The sequence below is a fragment of the Pseudomonas sp. SDO5522_S412 genome, from assembly GCF_054071215.1.
The window spans coordinates 16,199-34,350 of record NZ_JBSVWQ010000054.1; the positions used below are offsets into that span (position 1 = coordinate 16,199).

Sequence of the window (18,152 nt, forward strand, 5' to 3'; positions counted from 1 at the left end):
CAAGTGTCGAGGCACAGCGTAGTTCAATAACCGTTAGGGCGTAGGCCCCTGAGCTGATTCAGGTTGAGGTTCTGCCCCAAATTGTTCAAACCGTTGTTGCCCAGCACCACATTGAGTTGGGTCATGTTGCTGACGAAGTTGCTGTTACCCTGCAAAACCGTGCCTTGCAGGACATTCCCGGCGCCGATCTGCTGCAACGAGTTGCCCTGATTGTTGTTGGCCAGGATCGCCATTTGCAGCCCGCCATTGGCGGCCGACACCGTGACCTGGCCGGCACCCGTGCTGCCGGTGACCGACTGGCCAGCCACCAGGGCTTGTCCGGACTGGACGACATTGGCCGGCGACAAGCCATTCTGGTTCACATTGATATTCACGTTATTGCTGGCGGTGTTGCCATCGCCGGCGGCGCGCACGCTTTGGGTCACGCCCTGGCCGCTGCCCAGGCCGGCACCACCGACCACCGTGCCGGTGCCATTCGGCTGGTTGGGCGAGACTTTGGTGGGGCTGTCGGTTACCTGCACATAAAACTGCGGGGTGACGGTCGACGCGTTGACGTTCATGCTGGCCGAGCCGGTCACGCTGTCGCCGGCGGCATTGGTCCAGGTACTGCTCATCACGATGCCAAAACTGATGATCCGCCCCGGCATCACGTAGCGACCGCGCAGGTCAGCCAGTTCCGAGTCCTTTATTTCAATCGGTTTGAACACCGATGACGCATAAGCGGGCATTGAGGCTGCCAGGCACATGACCGTCAGCCAACGGTAAGTGTTCATCGTTTGCTCCTGGAGCGTCCTGCCCCTTATTGCGCTTCTAGAAGAAGTCGCTCTGGATAAAACCGAAGTCCATCAATTCACTGTCCCGCACCGGACTGAACTCATTGATTCTGTTTTTCGCCGTCAGTGGGGTGGGCGGGTCGAGCAGCACGTTGGTCTTGTCATAACCTTCGCCCAATACCGCGAAGACGATGCCATTCCAGCCTTTGACGAAGTCGTCGCGGGCATAGCGTTTATGGCCCAGTACCGGGTCGCCGATGTACACCCAGTCCTTGTCGGCGCGCTGCATCACTACGAAGTGCTTGTAGCCGCGAATCTCCAGCAACACCACCACCGGGATCTTCACCGTGAGCAGGGTGTCTGCATTGATCCGGTAACCCCGGGCGCGCATGCCGATGCTTTCCAGGTAGCGCTTCATGTCCAACATCGAAAAGCCCTGGGTACGCACCAGGTCCTGATCGGCGTTGACCAGCATGCCCTTGATGATGTGGTCTTCATCCACATCCATCCAGTAGGCCTGGCGCAGGATGGTGGCCAGGGCGGCGGCACCGCAGCTGAAATCGGTTTTCTGTTCCACCAGGTTGGCGAACTTGCGTTCACGGATGCTCTCGACCTTCTTGAAGATCACGCCACCGCCGGGCATGGCAGCAATCGCCATTTGCCCCGCCCAAGTCGGGCCGGTGAGCAATAACAGGAGGGTGAGGGCGATGATCCGCATGATCGAATGGCCTGGTGGACACTGGAATAAAAAGGGGCCTTGTCGCCAAGGCCCCGTTGCATCAGAAACGTACGCCGGAGGAAATCACAGTGGTGTTGCCCTGCTGATTGCCCACGCCTGCAGCAATGTTGGCGCCCAGGTTGCCCGAAGAGCCATTAAGCGAGTTGTTGGCGCTGGCGTTGTTCACGACAGGCAGGTAAGTGTGGCTGCCCCATGGGCCAGACTGAGTGGCCACGGTATTGAGGAAGGTGTTGTCGACGCTGGTTTGAGTGGTGTTGCTCGAGGCAGCGGCGGCGGCACCACTGGCAGAAGCAATTGCCAGTTGGTTTTTCTGTTGGTTGAAGTTACCCGCGGCAACGCTCACACCCAGGTTGCCGGAGCTGCCGTTGGCCGAGTTGTTGAGCGAAGCGTTGTTGTGGGTAGCCACTTGCACCGAGACGTTGTTGTGGTTGTCTTGGGTAATGGTACCCAGGGCAAACACGGCATCTGCATCACCGGCCGCAATGGCGGTCTGGTTGTCTTGTTGGTTGCCATCACCGGCTGCGATGTTGGCCTGGGCGTTGCCGCTGCTGCCGTTCAACGAGTTGTTGGCCGACGCGTTGTTCTGGGTGCCCAGGTTGAGCACGCCATTGTGGTTGCTCGATTGCGCATCGGAAACGGCGGCTACTGCAGCGGTAGGCTGATGAGTAGGTGGGTTGGCATGTGCGGCGGCAGCCATGATTGCAGCGAGAGCGAAGGCCAGTGGTTTAAGAGCCATTGTAGTTTTCATGGTATTTCCCCTTGCTTCTAATTAGTTGGTTAAGTGTTGGTACGGTCCAGCTTCGAGCTCCAATGAATCATTGGATCTGTACGTTCAGGGCGTTAGCCATGCGGTTCCCCACCCCGGCACTCTGATTCACCTGTACCACTCCACGGCTGCCGGTGAAGGCCTGGTCGCTTGTGACGACCTGGCGGCTGCCAGTGGTAGAGGTGAACCCTGAGTTTGGTGACAGCGCCACGTTCTGTTGCGACATGACGCTGTCGTCGATGCTTTGCGGGCCAGCATTCACGCTGATCCGCACCGCATTGATCATCTGGTTGCTGGCCCCGGCCGACTGGTTGACGCCCAGTACACCGCTGCCATTGCTGAAAGAGCTGCCCTGGATCGCCACCCTGGCGTTCTGGGAGCGATCGGCCGGTGCGCCGCCGATGGTCTGGCTGAGGGCGCCGCCCGCCTGGGAGTTGCTGCCCGCCGAAATCGCGCGGCTGTTGAGCTGTTGTTGCTGATTGCCGGCCGCCTGGTTGATCGAGACGATGCCGTTGTATTGCTTGCCGGAGTTGTCGATCACTGCGCTGTTGTCAGCCATGGCCGCCGAGCAGCCCAGGAACGCCAGGAACAACCAGGAATGGTTCATCTCACTGGCCTCCCATCAGGCTGCCGATATTGTTCAAAGGCGCCATGCCGCGGGAGATTGAGCCATTGATCTGCCCCGAGAGGCTGGAGCCGCCACCATGGCCGGCCGCTGCGCCGCCACCGAGGCCTACGCCACCCCCGTTGTTGGTCAAGCCGGGAAGGTTGCCGCCGGGCAGGATGGCGCGAGTGATGCTGGAGCCGCTGCTGATGTTGGCGTAGTCGTTGTCGCTCAGCTCGCTGGTGGCCCGCAGGATCTGTGGAGAAGAATTGGCATTGACGGTGACCGGGTTGGGGTCGACGCCAGCGGTGCGGCCAGCCATGTGGCCCTGGACGGTGCGCTGAATCACGATCACACCGTCGCCTGCCGCGAGCACCGGGAGGCTCACGCTGGTACTCAGTACACAGCTGATCAGCAGAAGGCTCAACGAGCCTGGATTAAGTGTCTTCACGACGGCATTCCTTATTCTTGGCGCTGACCCTAAACAGCGCTGTCAGGAAGAGAGCAGGAGCTGTGCCGCTTTTGAATTTGTGATGACATTCATGGGGTTATGAGCGCGGGGGAAAGAATGCGCAGTGGATGTGTTTCAACTGTGAGACAGCGGGCCCTTGTCCAGCCCGCCTGGCAGGTGTCTCAGGGATGAAACACTGCGCGCCGTAAACCCGGCACTCCGCAGCCGGCTGTCAGCTCAGCCGGTGCAAGTGTTTCAAAAATGGACGATTTGACGCAGGCAGCATCCGGGAGGAGGGCGCAGGCCCATGACCCTGGCTCAGCTCTTTGGGGTTTTGCGCGGAATCGAATTGAGTACAGGGTTGCCGTCCTGGTTCTGGGTCAGGTAGACCGGCAGGACCTTGGGCAGGGAGGGGACGAGGTTGGACACCTCGTTGATGTTGTAGATGCCACCAATGCGGATCGCGCCGGTGCCGGCGTCGGCCAGCATCACCGGTTTGCTCAGGTAGCGGTTGATCAACGGCAACGCGTCGGCCAGGGCCAGGTTGTCGAGGATCAGCTTGCCTTCACGCCAGGCCAGGGCCGTGTCGCCCGGGGCAATTGGCTGGGCCTGGGGGCTGGCATCGCCACGGTTGTAGCTGGCCTGCATCCCGGGTGACAGGCGCAGGCCGCTGTGGGCGTCGTCGCTGCTCACCAGCACCGAGCCTTGCAGCAGCATGACCCGCACATGGTCTTCGTATTTCCAGACATTGAACTGAGTGCCGGTCACCCGAACCTGGCCGTCACCGGCGTGGACGATAAACGGATGCTGCGCGTCATGGCTGACCTTGAAAAACGCCTCGCCTTTTTTCAGGGTAACCCGGCGCTGATCCTTGAAATTGCTGTAGACCAATTCGGTGCCCAGGTTCAGTTCAACCTGGCTGCCGTCGTCAAGGGTGACCAGGCGCAAGCTGTTTTCAGCTTCGTAATGGTTGTACGAGCTGGGCAGCCAGCCCGCTTCCCAGCCGGTAAAGGCCGCCAGTGGCAAGGCCACCAGGCATATCGCCGCCGCTACCGCGTAGTTCCTCAAACGGCTGCGAGGTTGTCGTCGCGCCATGACGGGGGCCGGCTCGCTGCGGGGCAAGTGATCGGCGACGTCCCAGATTTCCAGCATCGCGGCGTATTCGAAGGCATGCAGTGGATGCGCATCGTGCCACTGCTCGAAGGCGTGACGCTCCGCCGTCGTGCAATCGCCAGCGTGCAGACGCATGCACCAGTGCGCAGCGGCATCGGTGATGGCGTCATATTCGGCTTCTGATAGGGACTTATCTGTCATTAACTCATCCTGATTTCCGACATTCTAACCTCCACAGCAGGACGGCGAGAACAGCCATCATGGCGAATGCACATCAATTGGAACTAATTCTCGTCTGCAGGGCCCTAAAAAATTCAGGACCGGTAACACTCATTCCCTAATGGAGCACGAAAATGCTTAAGAAAACCTTAGCCGCCGTTGTCGCAACCACCGCCTTGCTCAGTGCTGGAGCCGCCCTGGCGGACAAACCGGGCGCAGGCTGGATCACCATCGAAAAAGCCATCGAGACCGCCAAGACCAAGGCTGGTTACGTCCAGATCTACAAGATCGAAGCCGATAACGATGGCTATTGGGAAGGTGAGGGGCGCAAGGCCGATGGCGTGGTCTATGAGTTCCGCATCGATGGTGAGTCGGGCAATGTGTTGCGCGATCAGAAAGACTGAATGAACTGACGGGTGCGGGCGTTCGGTCCGCACCCTGTCTGTTACGGTGTGGCTTCGGCAATCGAAGGCACGGGGTCCAACTGGCGCCCCAGGGTGGTGATCAGCAAGGTCAGTGAGTCGGCGTTATCCATCTGTGTGTTGAACCGCCGCGTCAGGTTGGTTTTGAAAATTCCCCGCGCATTGCTCAAGTCCACGCCTCCGGTCGTGGCAAGAATCTGCTGCCTGATGTAGTCATCTTCCGGGTCGGTCCCCAAGTCGAATCCGGTAGGCCCCCACGCGTCCGTTGATTTGAACAATTGCCCAACAGGCGTGTTGATCGAGTACGCATTCTCCTGCACGTTGCGCAGCCAGTCCTGAAGAACGCGACCGGCTTGGGTCTGTACTTCAATCAGGTCGGAAAAAGGTGATGTGGAATTGAGGTACGCGACGTCGGCGGTATTGCTCACGATATGAGTCAACTCATGAATCAAGGTGGCCGCGCGGGCATGGGCTCTTTGGTCGAAGTGATTGATCAGGCGCCCTTCGAAATCGGCCGTAGGGGGGTTGAAGAAGTTTTCAGTGAGGTAGATGCGTCGATCCGGGTCGCCGTCGATGGTAAACGCCCAATGCCGTTCGGGTTCGGCAATATGCGCACCGGAGACGAAACGCCGGGAATTGAGCGAGTAGAGTGCCGGCTCCAGCGCCTCATCGAGAATGTCGGTCACCGTGTCCATGAGCTTTTGCGCGAGGGTTGGCGGAAATTTGGCCGGGCCGGTGTCGGCGTCTATCGGGATGCCAAAGAAGCGGTTGATGAAGCGATGCACCCGGGTCACGGGCGGATACTGGTGGTCGAGCAGCTTCAGGTTCTGCTGGCAGTTGTGCAGGTAGAAGGTTGCCAGGTCCAGTGCTTCGACGATCGCCTGGGCCCTGGAGGGCGACACACGCCGAATCTCGGCGAGGCCGCGGGCCTCGACGTTCATCACCTGGTCCACGGCTGTCCGCACCTCACGGCGGTCCATCATTGCACTCCATCCGGGGCCGTGGCGGCGAACCGATGCGCCCGGGTCCAGGGTCCATTTGCGGTTGGCATCCAGGCGTACAAACGGTCCTTTGGACCGTGCACTGAAAAGCCGCCAATGGCCTTCGACCTGCCTGGCGCGGTAGACCTTGCCTGCGCACGGCAGGTAATGCCGGTTGTCCGTCGCTGTGTAGACGCCCGTGTTGCCTGCCGTCAGGCCCTCCAGGCTGATGTCGCAGGCTTCGTACGCTTGCAGCCGGGTTCGGGCCCGGGCGGTGACGTCGATGTCGTGCCAGGCACTGGCCGTTTGCGTCGGCGCGGGTTGCGCGGGGGCGGTGCCTGGTGTCGAGGGTTCATCCATCAATGCGCGGATCGAAGCCATTTGCGCGACACCGCCGATGAAGGTTTGCAGCGCCTCGCGCCAGCGGTGTTGCTGCAAGTCTTCGGCAGAGGCCTGGAACAGTTTGTAGCTTTGCCAGATCACCAGCGGCACCATCAGTTTGCCCGGCAGCAACGCCTGCGCGTGCTGCAGTCCGCTGCTGAACAAGGCTTTGAGGGTGTCCCAGGCTGACCGGCCGTTGGCCTGGGATTGCTGTTCAAACAGGTTCGAGATCAATCCGATGTTGTCGCGGTACAACTGCTTGAGCGCGTGGCCCTTGATCGGATTGGCCCCCAGGGTGATTTCCGAAGTTCCCCCGACCGTGCTGGCCCAGAGGTGTCTATACGTGGCTTGCTCAGCCTCTGGCAGGCGACCGATCACCCAGTCCTGCAAGGGGCCGGGCAGGTTGAGCCGGCGAATCAAATCGGCTTCGTTGTCGAACTCCTGGAACGCCTGTTGCGGCCCATAGGGCGCATACATCACCAGCGGAGTGCTTTCGACGGCACTGATCAAGTAGACCCCAAGGGCCTTGATGGACCGGGCCCCCGCCGTGGCGATCAACTCCAGCGGACGCACTGTCGAGGTCGCGCCCTCGACCGCTGCGCGGGCGAGCGCGTCCGGCATGTCGAGGACCTGTTCGACCAGGCTCAGGCCCGCGGGTGATAACAGTTCCTGCAGCCTCAGCGCGTGGGCATTTTGCAACAGTTGCCAGGGCAGTTGCCGAATAAACCGGCGCTCCCGCACGTCTGCGCCCGGCTTGCCCGGGGTGAGTTTTTCGACCAGGCAAGCCTGGTGGTCCTGCTTGAGGGGCAGGCGCGCGAGGATCTGGCGCACCACAGCAGGTGTCAGGCCGGCGGCTGTGGACTCGACATCGAATGCAGCAGCTTGCTGGCTGACGTGATTGAGGGCGTAGTCCACCAGGTTCTGCCGCTGGCCGGCCAATACCAGCTTGGGCAGGATGTAGACGTCTTGCGGGCGCACGTCATAGGGCTGCAACAAGTCGATGAGCTTGCTGCCGATATACGCTGGCAGCGGCAGGAAATCGTCAAGGTAGTCCTTGTCGTCCGTGAGGCTGTGGCGGTATTGCTCAAGGATTTCGACATGGCGACGCTGTTGGCTGACAGACGCCATCCCCAGCCAGGCGGGCAGTGATTGTTGTGCCATGAAGGTCTGGGCGATTTGTGAGGCATGGCCCAGGTCGTTGGCCGGCAAGGCCTTTTCCAGCCCCCCGAGACGCTTCAGCAAGGCGTCCCCTGAGAGCGTCAGGGTGAGGCAGTGAGCCCGTTGTGCCCTGTAATGATCAATCCAGGACTGCTGGCAGTGCTGTGCGACCGCGCCGTTGATCAGCATGAACTGACCGAGTGCGCAGGCCTGGTGCGGTTTGAGATAGCGCGGGTCGAGATTGGCCAGTAGCTGCCTGCGAAGGTCCGGCGCGGCCAGTCGTCGTTGCAGTTCTGTCTGCAATTGGCTGACGTTGGCGAAACTCTCCAGGCCGCGCGCCGGCGTCCACAGCACGGCCCGGCCTGAGTGGGACGGGGCCAGGCCACCGCGTTCGGTGAGCATCAAGCAATGCGCCAGGGGCACCCGTTGCGTCAGGCCCTCGGGTTCGACGGTCAACGCATAGGCATCCGGGATGAATCCACCCAGGCCCTGGCGCCGGCGGCGATCAGGGTGTTGAAGATCAAACACCGTCTGCGCGATCGCCTCATCACGCGCGTCCAGGCTGTTGTTGAGGCGCCTGAGCCTGGCTTCGCCCTGGATCGCCACCGCCATGGCATGGGCCATCGGCGCCTTGAGCTGTTCCAGGTATTCGCGGGGAATATCGGCAATGTTGGAGTGATGAAACTTGACCAGTGCGGCATCGAGCACTGCGTTGGCTTGCGCTATGTCCAGGCCGCCCAGCGGTGTGACAGCCCCATCGACCTGGCTGGCGTAAAGGCCATAGTGCGGCGTTTGCGGAATCGGCCCGCGCTTGTGTATCAGGCGCGCAAGAAAGTAACTGCGCAGGCTCTGGCTTTCCAGGGGCGCAGTGGCGGGTGTCGCGCTTGCGCTGGCGGCGTAGCGATTGACGTAGATCTTGCCGGGATCGTGGCCAGCCAAGCCGCGGCGGTTGAACTCGGCGGTGAGCGCCTGATTGACGGTGTTGGCCAATGTGGGTTGCGCTCGCACCTGGGTTGCCAGCGTGTCCTGGATATCGGTCATCTGCTTTTGCAGCAGGGCGGCACGTTCGGCGGCCAGCGACACCGGGCGAGTCGGGTCGGCCAGTACCGAATGAGGCGTCCAGCGTCCCGCGGTATCCAGGCCCGGGAGGTGGCTGTCGATCATGTACCGCACATCCAGCGCGTAGTCGAGCAAGGCGGAGGGGTCAATGCCGGCGCGGGTGCGTCGGTACAGGTCGATTGCGTAGCGTAGGTTCTGTTGCTGCTTGCCGATGATGGTTTCGAGCACCTGCTCAAACAGATTGCCGGCGATAGGAATGCCGGAAAACTGCGGCGTCTTGAACCCTACAAACAGCGCCCGCTCCTCCAGGGACATCAGGTTGTAGAGGTCGTCTTCATAGCCTGGTGCCTTGACCATGGCCTTGAGGGTGTCCATCAGATCGTCGTAGGTCCCGAGCACCTGCAGGCCCTTCTCGGGGGTGTAGAGAAAGGTCTGCGAATTGCCGATCATGAAGGTGCTGGCCAGCTCGACGGCGTTGCTCGGCTGCTCCCAGATCTGTACGTTCTCGACGCGCAGCGTCTGGCTGTTCGGGGGGGCCTCGTTACCCCGGGAAGAGTACAGCGCTGCCAATGCCCGGCTTTGCTCCGGACTGATGATGGATTGCTGGCGCTTGAACAGCAGATCCAGTTGCGCATTGGCGGCCATGGCCCGGGCGAACCAGGCCCGACGCGACACGCCCGGTGCGATCTCGCTGTTCCAGAACGTCTCCAGTGCACTGTGCAGGAACGGGATCAGTTGGCCGGCTGCTTGTTTGATCGCGGTTTCCCAACGCTGCGTGTCGCGGGCCTTGGCGTCGGCAGGCCGCTTGGGGTGGAAAAACTCCCGGGTTTGCCCGGCGGGCCAGGCTTGTTCACGGTAGTACAACAGCACCGCGTCATTGAGTTGCAGCGAGTCGATCCAGCGAGGCACCGTGTACCCAACGGGCTGTATGGTGAAAAAACTCACGTGGGCTTCGCCGGGGCTGAGCCCGGGGAACAGTGGGCGGCAGACGCTTTCGAGCAGTTTTGAAAGCAGGGCGCCGAGGGCGGGCAACTGTTTCAACGCCGCCAGCAGCGCCTGGCGATTATTCTCCTGATAGCGCCTGAGGGTTTTTTCCTGTTCACCCAATACGTCGTCGAGCATGGCCTCCGGTGTCAGCACCAGTCGGTTGTCGAGTAGCGGCGATGGTTGTTGCTGCAAGGGCAGGAAGTACAGCAGTTGCGTGGCGCTGTCCGGGGTTTTCAAGCGCTCGGTCAGTGCTGTCAGCAAGTGGGCGGGGCTGTCGAATTTTTCCAGGCCGCCGTACGGGGTGTAGAGCCAGGCATGTGGGTAGGCGCTGGTTGAACTCATCATGAAGCTGCCGGCCAGTTCGACGGCATTGGCAGTGCTTTTATTCAACCAGATGCGCTGCGCGATCATTGGCGGCGACTGTTGGCGACGGCCTGCATCGCTGGCAAAAAACACCTTGCCGAGAAACTCGATGTCCCTGCTGTCGATGTTCAGCTGGCGCTCACGGTCCAGCGCCCTCCAGCCCACGCGCATGGCTTCGGGGAAAAAATACGGGAGAGGGGTGTGGCTCATCATCCTGATCCTTGAAGAGTTGCGTGCCTGCAACCTATCCAGGCCTGGCGCCACGAGGGGCTAGATATGTCTGGCGCTCCCTGTCGACAGCCATGGGGCAAACCCTGTCTAATCGACGGACCGATTCTTGTACGCTGTTGCCCATTCCAATAATTAAACGGGAGCTTCAGATGTCTGCATCGCCTTTGGATGTCGAGTCTTCATCAGAGCGACTCAGTTATGCGCAATTGACCGACCTGCTGCGCCAGGTGTTTGTCCGCCACGGTACGTCGGCCGATGTGGCCCAGGTGCTGGCCGAGAACTGCGCCAGCGCCGAGCGCGACGGTGCCCACAGCCACGGTGTATTCCGTATCCCCGGTTACGTCTCGACCCTGGCCAGTGGCTGGGTCAACGGCAAGGCGGTGCCGGTGGTCGAGGATGTGGCCAGCGGGTTTGTGCGGGTGGATGCGGCTAACGGCTTCGCCCAGCCCGCACTGCAAGCCGCCCGTGCGCTGTTGGTGGAAAAGGCCCGCAGTGCCGGGATTGCCTTGCTGGCGATCCATAATTCCCACCACTTCGCGGCGCTTTGGCCGGATGTCGAGCCTTTTGCTGAAGAAGGCCTGGTGGCCTTGAGCGTGGTCAACAGCATGACCTGCGTGGTGCCCCACGGCGCCGACCGCCCGCTGTTCGGCACCAACCCCATTGCCTTCGCCGCGCCCCGCGCCGATGGCCTGCCGATCGTGTTTGACCTGGCCACCAGCGCCATCGCCCATGGCGACGTGCAGATTGCCGCGCGCAAGGGCGAACGCCTGCCACCCGGCATGGGCGTGGACAGCCTCGGCCAACCGACCCAGGACCCCAAGGCGATCCTCGAAGGCGGCGCGCTGCTGCCGTTTGGCGGGCACAAGGGATCGGCCCTGTCGATGATGGTCGAGCTGCTGGCCGCGGCCCTCACGGGCGGTAACTTCTCGTTTGAGTTCAACTGGTCCGATCACCCCGGCGCCCGCACCCCATGGACCGGCCAACTGCTGATCGTGATCGACCCGAGCAAGACCGCCGGGCAGAGCTTCGCCGAGCGCAGCCAGGAGCTGGTGCGACAGATGCATGCGGCAGGGTTGCGGCGTTTACCGGGGGATCGGCGCCATCGCACACGGGCGAAGTCGCAGGCAGGCGGAATTGAGATCGAAACGCAGGAATTGAGTCGGTTGCGGGTGTTGGCACAGGCCTGAAGCGAGCTGCGCCCGGGGAGGGCGCAGCCGTTGCATCAGATCAGTTGCGGCGGCCCAGCAACAGGCCGACTACCAGGCCAAACCCGGCGGAAATCGCCACGGTCTGCCATGGGTGGCCACCGATATAGGTTTCGGTGGCATCCACCACCGGCTTGCTGCGCTCGCGCACATTGGACACCGAGTCCAGCGCCTGCTTGAGCTTGATGGCGACCTGTTCACGCAGGGTTTCACCTTCTTCTCCCACCAGTGACGCGCTGCTTTTGAGCAGCTTGTCCGATTCTTCGATCAGTGCGGTCAGTTCACTGAAGGCTTGGTCCTTGATTTGGTCTTCGACGGCTTGGGCGGCAGATTTGCGAGCCATTGGGTTAACTCCTTGCGGGTGAATGTGGCAATGAATGCGCTTGATGAAGAATGGAGTGTTTGAAGCGGGCAAAAGTTGCAGTTTTTTTCCTGTGGTCAGCTTAGGAGAAATCCAGGCCAGGAAATTTCAACCTACAGTGTAAGATGTCACCTATTTGTGCAGCAGGTAATTCAACATGAGCTTCAATCTGGCCAACAAGCCCCTCGCCGAGCGCGCCGCGCTGGAAGATGAAAAGTCCCGTCTCTACGACCTCTGGCAAAGCAACCTGGGTAAGGCCAAGGGTGAGGCCGCCCGCCTGTTTGGCGAACGCGCCAAGCGCAAGGGCAAATGGGCCGAATGGGTGCGTGCAGAACTGGACGGCATGTCACCGCCGGAGTTCTCGAACATGGTGCGCAGTGAAGTCAATCGCCTGATGGCGGCGAAGTAAAACAAGCCTCGATTGCCTCGCGCACCTTGAGCAGCAACGGATCCAGTTGCGCCTGGGTGCGCCAGCCCAGCTCCACCGGGTAACGCGGCAGCGCCAGCGGGCAAGGCAGCTCCCTCAGTCCGGTCATCTGCGCGATGGCCTGGGCCGCATGGCCGGGGATGGTCGCCACCGCCTGGCTGCCCTTGAGCAGGAACGGCAGCGCCGCGAAGTGCGTGGTCGAGGCACCTACGTGGCGGCTCAGCCCCTGCGCGGCCAGGCCCTCGTCGGTGATCCCGATAAACCCGCCGGATGACACCAGCACATGCTCGCGCCTGACGAACTCGTCGAGGTCGATGGCCTGTTGTCCCGGCGCCAGGCTGTCGGGGTCCACCAGGCACGCGTAATGGCCTTCCCCCAATACCTGCCGGCTCAACCGGCGCTCTGCAAACCCGCCGGCGGTGATTGCCAGGTCCAGGCTGCGGTCGAGCAGGGCGTCGGCAACGATCTGGCTGTGGGTCTGGCGGAACATCAACCGCAGCTTTGGCGCACGCCGGGCAATCTCTTCAATCAGCCGCCGGCCGTAGGCGATTTCGAAATCATCCGATAACCCCACCACCACCGAACGGCCCTGATAGTGATTGCCCAGGGGATCCACCATCGCCAGGCTCTGGCGGCAGCGATCCAGCGCTTCGCTGATCACCGGCTTCAACTGATTGGCCCGCAAGGTGGGCGCCAGGCCCCGGCCGGTACGCACGAACAACTGATCGCCGTACACATCGCGCAAGCGGCGCAGGGCTGCACTGATCGCCGACTGCGTGACGCCAAGACGCAGGGCGGCACGGCTGGCACTGGATTCGTCGTGCAGGGCCTCGAAGGTTTTCAGCAGGTTGAGATCGACGTTGGCGATATTCATCAGGCTCATATCATGTGACTGGATATGCCCTGAATATATAACGTCCCGCCAGGTGCTACACCAGGCGCAATGTTCTCTTTGCCACCACGAGCGCGCCAATGCTGAGGGCAGCCGCCGCTATCAGGTAAAAGCTCGGCGCCAGCTGCGAGCCGGTCAGCGCGATCAACCCGGTTGCAATCACCGGTGCAAAGCCACCGAATATCGTCACGGCCAGGTTGTAGCTGAGTGACATGCCGGTCACCCGGGTGCGTACGGGAAATACATCGGCCATAAGTGATGCCAGTGGGGCGAAGTAGACGGCCTTGATCAACGCCATCATCGACACCACCAGCAACAACGAGGTGGCGCTCGGTACTCTGTTGAGCCAGGCGAATGCCGGAAAGATTACGAGGATGTAGATGCTCGAGGCCCACAACATGATTTTGATCCGGCTGACATAACCGGTGATGAACCCTACAACCGGCGTCACCACGGTCAGGATGATCCCGCCCGTCAGCGTGGCCAGGAAGCCTGTGGACTGGGGAATGTCCAAGGTGGTCGAGGCATAAGACGGCATGTACTTGATCATGAAGTTGGACGCCGTCGACACGATCAGCACGCCCATCGCCACCAGCAACAAGGTCTTCTGCGAGAGCAGCACTTCCCGCAACGGCCGTGAGCCCGGCTGGCTTTCCTTGAAATCGGGCGACTCATCCACCGTGCGGCGGATGTACAGGCCCACCGGGGCGAGGATCAGCCCGAAGAAAAACGGCACGCGCCAACCCCAGTCGAACATCTGTTGATCATTCAGGCTGATGGTCAGGAAGTAGCCGAACAATGAGGCGATGACCACGCCAAAGCCTTGGCTTGCAAACTGCAGGCTCGCGACAAAGTTACGGGTCTTCTGCGGTGCATGCTCCATCATGAACGCGGTGGAGCTGCCGAACTCACCACCGGCGGAGAAACCCTGGAGCAGGCGGGCGAACAGAATACCGATCGGCGCAATAATCCCGATAGTTGCATAGCTGGGCATCACGGCAATCATCGCCGTCCCTATCAGCATCAGCATGATGGACAGCGTCAACGCCTTCTTGCGTCCCTGCCGGTCGGCATAGGAACCGAGCACGGCAGCGCCCAGCGGCCGGATAAGAAATGAAAGGCCGAAGGTCGCGAAGGCCAGGAACAGCGACACGGCCGGGTCGGCGGCCGGGAAAAATACCTTGCTGATGGTCAGCGCAAAATAGGCGTACACCGACAGGTCGAACCATTCAAGCGTATTACCGATCAAGGCCGCGCCAATGGGTTTCCAGAGGGGCGTGGCCTTTGCGATCGTGGGTGAAACGGTGGGGGACGATAACGCTGTCATTCTTGACGCTCCTGATTTTATAAGGGGGTGAGCGGCAGATAAAAAGGGTCGGCGGACCCCGATTTTTTATTGTGGTTTGAAGGGGGCGAGGTGACCCAGGTCCCAGAACAGCGAGGTCATGATTTGCAGCCCTTCGAGGACTACCGAGCCCAACAGATGCTCATCCGGAGCATGTTGTGAACACCCGGGGTAGGAGTGCGGTATCCACAAGGTGGGCAAACCCAATATGTCCGCGAAAATATCGTTGGGCAGGGTGCCTGCAAGGTTCGGTAACACGGCAACGGGCCGGTGGGTGGCATCGGCGATCGACTGTTTGGCGAAGCGTACCCAAGGGTTGTCAGGGTCCAGGCGACTGGCCGGTGTGCAACGGTCAATCACGATATCGACCTGTTGAAACCCCTCCGCATCCAGGTGTTGGCGCAGCAGCTTTTGCAGATTCTGCCAGTCAGTGCCGACCACAAATCGCAACTGGCAATGCGCGGTGGCGCGGGGTGGAATGGCGTTGACCGGTTTGGTCGGATTGCCTGCGATAAACGCAAGGATCTCCACCGTGTTCCAGCCGAAGAGTCGTTCACCCAGGGTCAGGCCAGGCTCGCCCCAATCAACATCCAGTTCCCGTCCCAGAGAGCGCGGATGGATGTCCAAGTCGCGGATGGCTTCGCGTACGGAGTCGGGTATGGCGTCAGGCACCAGCGTTCGGCAGCGAATACGACCGTCCTTGTCCACCAGGCTGGCTAGCGCATTGGCCAATACTACGGCGGGGTTGGACATCACACCGCCCCAGTTACCGGAGTGAAGGCCCTTGTCGCGTGCGTTGACTTCCAGGGAAAACAACGCGGAACCTCTGGAACCGAGGAATATTGTCGGGCGACTGTCGTTCAAGCGCGGCCCGTCGGAGGCGATGAACACATCGGCTTGCAACAGCTCCCGGTGCAGAGTGCAAATCTCCCGCAGCCCGGGAGAACCGCATTCTTCGCCGGTTTCGAACAGCACTTTGACGTTAAAGCCCAAGCGCCCCTCACGTTGCTTGATGACGTGCTCGAGGGCAGTCAGGTTGACGCTGTGCTGGCCCTTGTTGTCCGCGGTGCCTCGGCCATACCAACGATCACCTTCCACGCTCAACGCCCAAGGGCTGAGGCCCTCGCGCCATTGCTCGTCATACCCGAGCACTACGTCGCCATGTCCATACGTTAATACCGTGGGCAAATCAGCCCCTTCGTGGCGTGAGGCGAACAGCAACGGCCCGGCGCTCGACGGGTTATCGAGCATCTGGCATTCAAAACCCATTGCGATCAGCGCTGGTTGTATTTCCTGTTGCAGGTAGCGCGTCAGTTCGTGCGCCTGGCCGGGGTTCTGGCTTTCGCTGCGAATGGCGATCCTGCGACGCAGATCGGCTTCAAAATGGCCTTCGGCCAGGTACTGGCGAACATTCGCGAGCGCTTGTTGCTTGGACATGACAGTTCCGGTGCGGGCTGAGGTTCAATCCAATATAGAAGTCATGCATCGGTGTGTATATTGCTGTTTTTTGACGTTTGCCTTCTAATAAATAGATCCCTGGGTAAAGGAATCAAACTGTGGATTATCGTTATTTCCTGGCCGTATTCGATACAGGATCACTGGCTGCTGCCGGCGAACGCTTGCACATCGCGCCCAGTGCGGTCAGTCGCCAGATCTCCCTGTTGGAAGAAACCATCGGGGTTCCATTGTTCGAGCGCCGGCCAAGGGGCATGCAGCCCACAGCGGCCGGCAATGCCTTGGCCGATCACGCACGGCGTGCCTTGCTGGAGGAGCAAAGCCTGCTCTCGGAGCTACGGGCGGGCGATTATCCGGGCGCGAAAGTGGTTCGGCTGGTGTCCACCGAGGGGCTGTCCCGTTATTTCCTGCCTCAGGTGCTGATCCGGCATTATCAGCAAAATCCCGTTTTCCAGTATGTGCTGGAAGTGATGTCGCCTCACGAATGCGCGGATAAAGTGAGACGCGGCGAAGCCGATGTGGGGTTGGTGTTCAGTACCGAGCCGGTCGAAGGGGTTGAAGTGCGGCATTCCAGTCGCTCGTCGATCCGCGCGGTGATGCGGGTGGGGCATCCACTGGCGGCGGTCGGGCAACTGTCCCTTCGATCGCTGTCCGCTTACCCGTTGGCGCTGACGCCAAAAGGCTCCACCCAGCGGCAATTGTTCGACCTGGTTTGCCAGATGGAAGGGCTGACGTTCAATCACGTAATGACCTGCAATTATTCGGGCGCCATCCATGAATTCGTTCGCAACACGGACACCATCGCGTTTGGTGGGGCGATCAGTCATCGGGCGAATGGGAGCGACGAGCTGACCTCGGTTGCGCTGTCGGACCCGCAGTTTTCAGACCGGGCGATTCAAGTCCTGACCATGCCCAAGCGTGCTTTGCCGGTGGCGCTGGAGCGGTTTATCGAGAGTCTTGTCGGATTCCTGAAGGACGCTGACTGATGGATGATGATATTCATATGGCTCATATCAGTTAGCAGCGAAGCGGGCTTTATTCATGATTGCCGCTGGCCGGAGAATGGGCAACCCCCATTGATACGGAGTGATCGTGATGCCTGTTTCTACTGTGGCTGCGCTGCAAATTGGTTCCTTGCCGGGTGGCAAGGCTGAGACCCTGGAACAGATCCTGTCCTACGAGGACGAAATCCTGCGCAGCGGTGCGCAACTGGTGGTGATGCCGGAAGCGTTGCTCGGGGGTTATCCCAAAGGTGAAGGCTTCGGCACCCAGCTGGGGTATCGCCTGCCTGAAGGGCGCGAGGCCTTTGCGCGGTATTTTGCCAATGCGATTGATGTGCCGGGTGTGGAGACCGAAGCGCTGGCCGGCTTGTCGGCGCGCACCGGGGCGAGCCTGGTGTTGGGCGTGATCGAGCGCAGTGGCAGCACGTTGTATTGCACGGTGCTGTATTTCGAGCCGGTGGGCGGGTTGGTGGCCAGGCATCGCAAATTGATGCCTACCGGCACTGAGCGGCTGATCTGGGGCAAGGGTGATGGTTCGACGTTGCCGGTGGTTGATGCCGCGGTAGGGCGCATCGGCGGCGCCGTGTGCTGGGAGAACATGATGCCGTTGTTGCGCACCGCGATGTACGCCAAGGGTGTTGAAGTGTGGTGCGCGCCGACGGTGGATGAGCGGGAAATGTGGCAGGTGAGCATGCGGCATATTGCCCATGAGGGGCGGTGTTTTGTGGTGAGTGCGTGTCAGGTGCAGGCGTCACCCCAGGCGTTGGGCGTGGAGGTGGCGAACTGGCCGGTGGATCGGCCTCTGATCGCGGGGGGCAGTGTGATTGTCGGGCCCATGGGGGACGTTCTTGCCGGGCCATTGCTCGGTGGGGCGGGGTTGCTGGTGGCGCGGATTGATACGGATGATTTGGTGCGGGCGCGGTATGACTATGATGTGGTTGGGCATTATGCCCGGCCGGATATTTTCGAATTGATCGTGGATGAGCGGGTTAGGGCGGGGGTTCGGTTTATTGTTGACTGAGTACATATCCGTTTCTTCGGTAACGGCGGCTTATGGTTCCGCTCTTACAGCGGCTCACTTTGGAAAAGCCCCAAAGTAAGCAAAGGGCTCTGCCCCGCCTGTCGGCACCTCGCCTAGGCTCGGTGTTCCCTCACTCCGGCATTGCTCCGCGGGCCGCCGCGACGGGCCATCCATGGCCCGGCGCGGCTAAACCGGCGTC

The 18,152-nt window shown here is 61.0% G+C and carries 16 protein-coding genes; 5 read left to right on the forward strand and 11 right to left on the reverse strand.

Going from position 1 to position 18,152, the window contains the following annotated elements:
- Positions 1-23: 23 nt before the first annotated feature.
- The 6 genes from ACW9I6_RS14135 to ACW9I6_RS14160 all read right to left on the reverse strand — a co-directional run bounded on the left by ACW9I6_RS14135 (position 24) and on the right by ACW9I6_RS14160 (position 4,647).
- Positions 24-773: a hypothetical protein gene (locus ACW9I6_RS14135; RefSeq protein ID WP_003217939.1), complete on the reverse strand. Its 750-nt coding sequence runs from the start codon at positions 771-773 to the stop codon at positions 24-26.
- 37 nt (positions 774-810) lie between these two features.
- Positions 811-1,491 carry a C39 family peptidase gene (locus tag ACW9I6_RS14140; protein ID WP_003217941.1) on the reverse strand — a complete coding sequence of 227 codons (681 nt, stop codon included), beginning with the start codon at positions 1,489-1,491 and terminating at the stop codon, positions 811-813.
- 61 nt (positions 1,492-1,552) lie between these two features.
- The gene (locus ACW9I6_RS14145; RefSeq protein ID WP_177029468.1) at positions 1,553-2,248 is read right to left on the reverse strand and encodes a hypothetical protein; all 696 of its coding nucleotides are present in this window, start codon (positions 2,246-2,248) and stop codon (positions 1,553-1,555) included.
- Between the two features lie 79 nt (positions 2,249-2,327).
- The gene (locus ACW9I6_RS14150; protein WP_457339460.1) at positions 2,328-2,885 is read right to left on the reverse strand and encodes an adhesin; all 558 of its coding nucleotides are present in this window, start codon (positions 2,883-2,885) and stop codon (positions 2,328-2,330) included.
- A 1-nt stretch (position 2,886) separates the two neighbouring features.
- A complete protein-coding gene (locus ACW9I6_RS14155) occupies positions 2,887-3,333 on the reverse strand; it encodes a hypothetical protein (protein ID WP_003217947.1) in 447 nt (148 codons plus the stop codon).
- Between the two features lie 318 nt (positions 3,334-3,651).
- Positions 3,652-4,647, reverse strand: coding sequence for a FecR family protein (locus tag ACW9I6_RS14160; protein ID WP_457339461.1), 996 nt, complete (start codon positions 4,645-4,647; stop codon positions 3,652-3,654).
- Between the two features lie 152 nt (positions 4,648-4,799).
- Here ACW9I6_RS14160 and ACW9I6_RS14165 point away from each other — a divergent pair, with 152 nt between their 5' ends.
- On the forward strand, positions 4,800-5,069 hold the full coding sequence (locus ACW9I6_RS14165; protein WP_003217951.1) for a PepSY domain-containing protein: 270 nt from the start codon (positions 4,800-4,802) through the stop codon (positions 5,067-5,069).
- A gap of 41 nt (positions 5,070-5,110) precedes the next feature.
- On the opposite strand, the gene ACW9I6_RS14170 is transcribed toward ACW9I6_RS14165, so the two are convergent.
- Positions 5,111-10,225 carry a dermonecrotic toxin domain-containing protein gene (locus tag ACW9I6_RS14170; protein WP_457339462.1) on the reverse strand — a complete coding sequence of 1,705 codons (5,115 nt, stop codon included), beginning with the start codon at positions 10,223-10,225 and terminating at the stop codon, positions 5,111-5,113.
- Between the two features lie 170 nt (positions 10,226-10,395).
- Between ACW9I6_RS14170 and ACW9I6_RS14175 the strand changes: the two genes are divergently transcribed.
- Positions 10,396-11,433: an Ldh family oxidoreductase gene (locus ACW9I6_RS14175; protein ID WP_177029466.1), complete on the forward strand. Its 1,038-nt coding sequence runs from the start codon at positions 10,396-10,398 to the stop codon at positions 11,431-11,433.
- 40 nt (positions 11,434-11,473) lie between these two features.
- On the opposite strand, the gene ACW9I6_RS14180 is transcribed toward ACW9I6_RS14175, so the two are convergent.
- Positions 11,474-11,794, reverse strand: coding sequence for a DUF883 family protein (locus ACW9I6_RS14180; RefSeq protein ID WP_003217958.1), 321 nt, complete (start codon positions 11,792-11,794; stop codon positions 11,474-11,476).
- Between the two features lie 175 nt (positions 11,795-11,969).
- On the opposite strand from ACW9I6_RS14180, the gene ACW9I6_RS14185 reads away from it, so the two are divergent.
- Entirely contained in the window at positions 11,970-12,221 is a 252-nt protein-coding gene (locus tag ACW9I6_RS14185; protein ID WP_003217960.1) for a hypothetical protein, read from the forward strand.
- On the opposite strand, the gene ACW9I6_RS14190 is transcribed toward ACW9I6_RS14185, so the two are convergent.
- The 3 genes from ACW9I6_RS14190 to ACW9I6_RS14200 all read right to left on the reverse strand — a co-directional run bounded on the left by ACW9I6_RS14190 (position 12,196) and on the right by ACW9I6_RS14200 (position 15,913).
- Positions 12,196-13,113: a LysR family transcriptional regulator gene (locus ACW9I6_RS14190; RefSeq protein WP_087694394.1), complete on the reverse strand. Its 918-nt coding sequence runs from the start codon at positions 13,111-13,113 to the stop codon at positions 12,196-12,198. The genes ACW9I6_RS14185 and ACW9I6_RS14190 overlap by 26 nt on opposite strands.
- 55 nt (positions 13,114-13,168) lie before the next feature.
- Positions 13,169-14,458, reverse strand: coding sequence for an MFS transporter (locus tag ACW9I6_RS14195; protein ID WP_102369251.1), 1,290 nt, complete (start codon positions 14,456-14,458; stop codon positions 13,169-13,171).
- A 66-nt stretch (positions 14,459-14,524) separates the two neighbouring features.
- Positions 14,525-15,913 (reverse strand): M20 family metallopeptidase, encoded by a 1,389-nt coding sequence (locus ACW9I6_RS14200; RefSeq protein ID WP_457339463.1) that lies wholly within the window; start codon positions 15,911-15,913, stop codon positions 14,525-14,527.
- 119 nt (positions 15,914-16,032) lie between these two features.
- Here ACW9I6_RS14200 and ACW9I6_RS14205 point away from each other — a divergent pair, with 119 nt between their 5' ends.
- Positions 16,033-16,917: a LysR family transcriptional regulator gene (locus ACW9I6_RS14205; protein ID WP_457339464.1), complete on the forward strand. Its 885-nt coding sequence runs from the start codon at positions 16,033-16,035 to the stop codon at positions 16,915-16,917.
- Between the two features lie 109 nt (positions 16,918-17,026).
- Positions 17,027-17,953, forward strand: coding sequence for a carbon-nitrogen hydrolase family protein (locus ACW9I6_RS14210; RefSeq protein ID WP_178912356.1), 927 nt, complete (start codon positions 17,027-17,029; stop codon positions 17,951-17,953).
- Positions 17,954-18,152 lie beyond the last annotated feature (199 nt).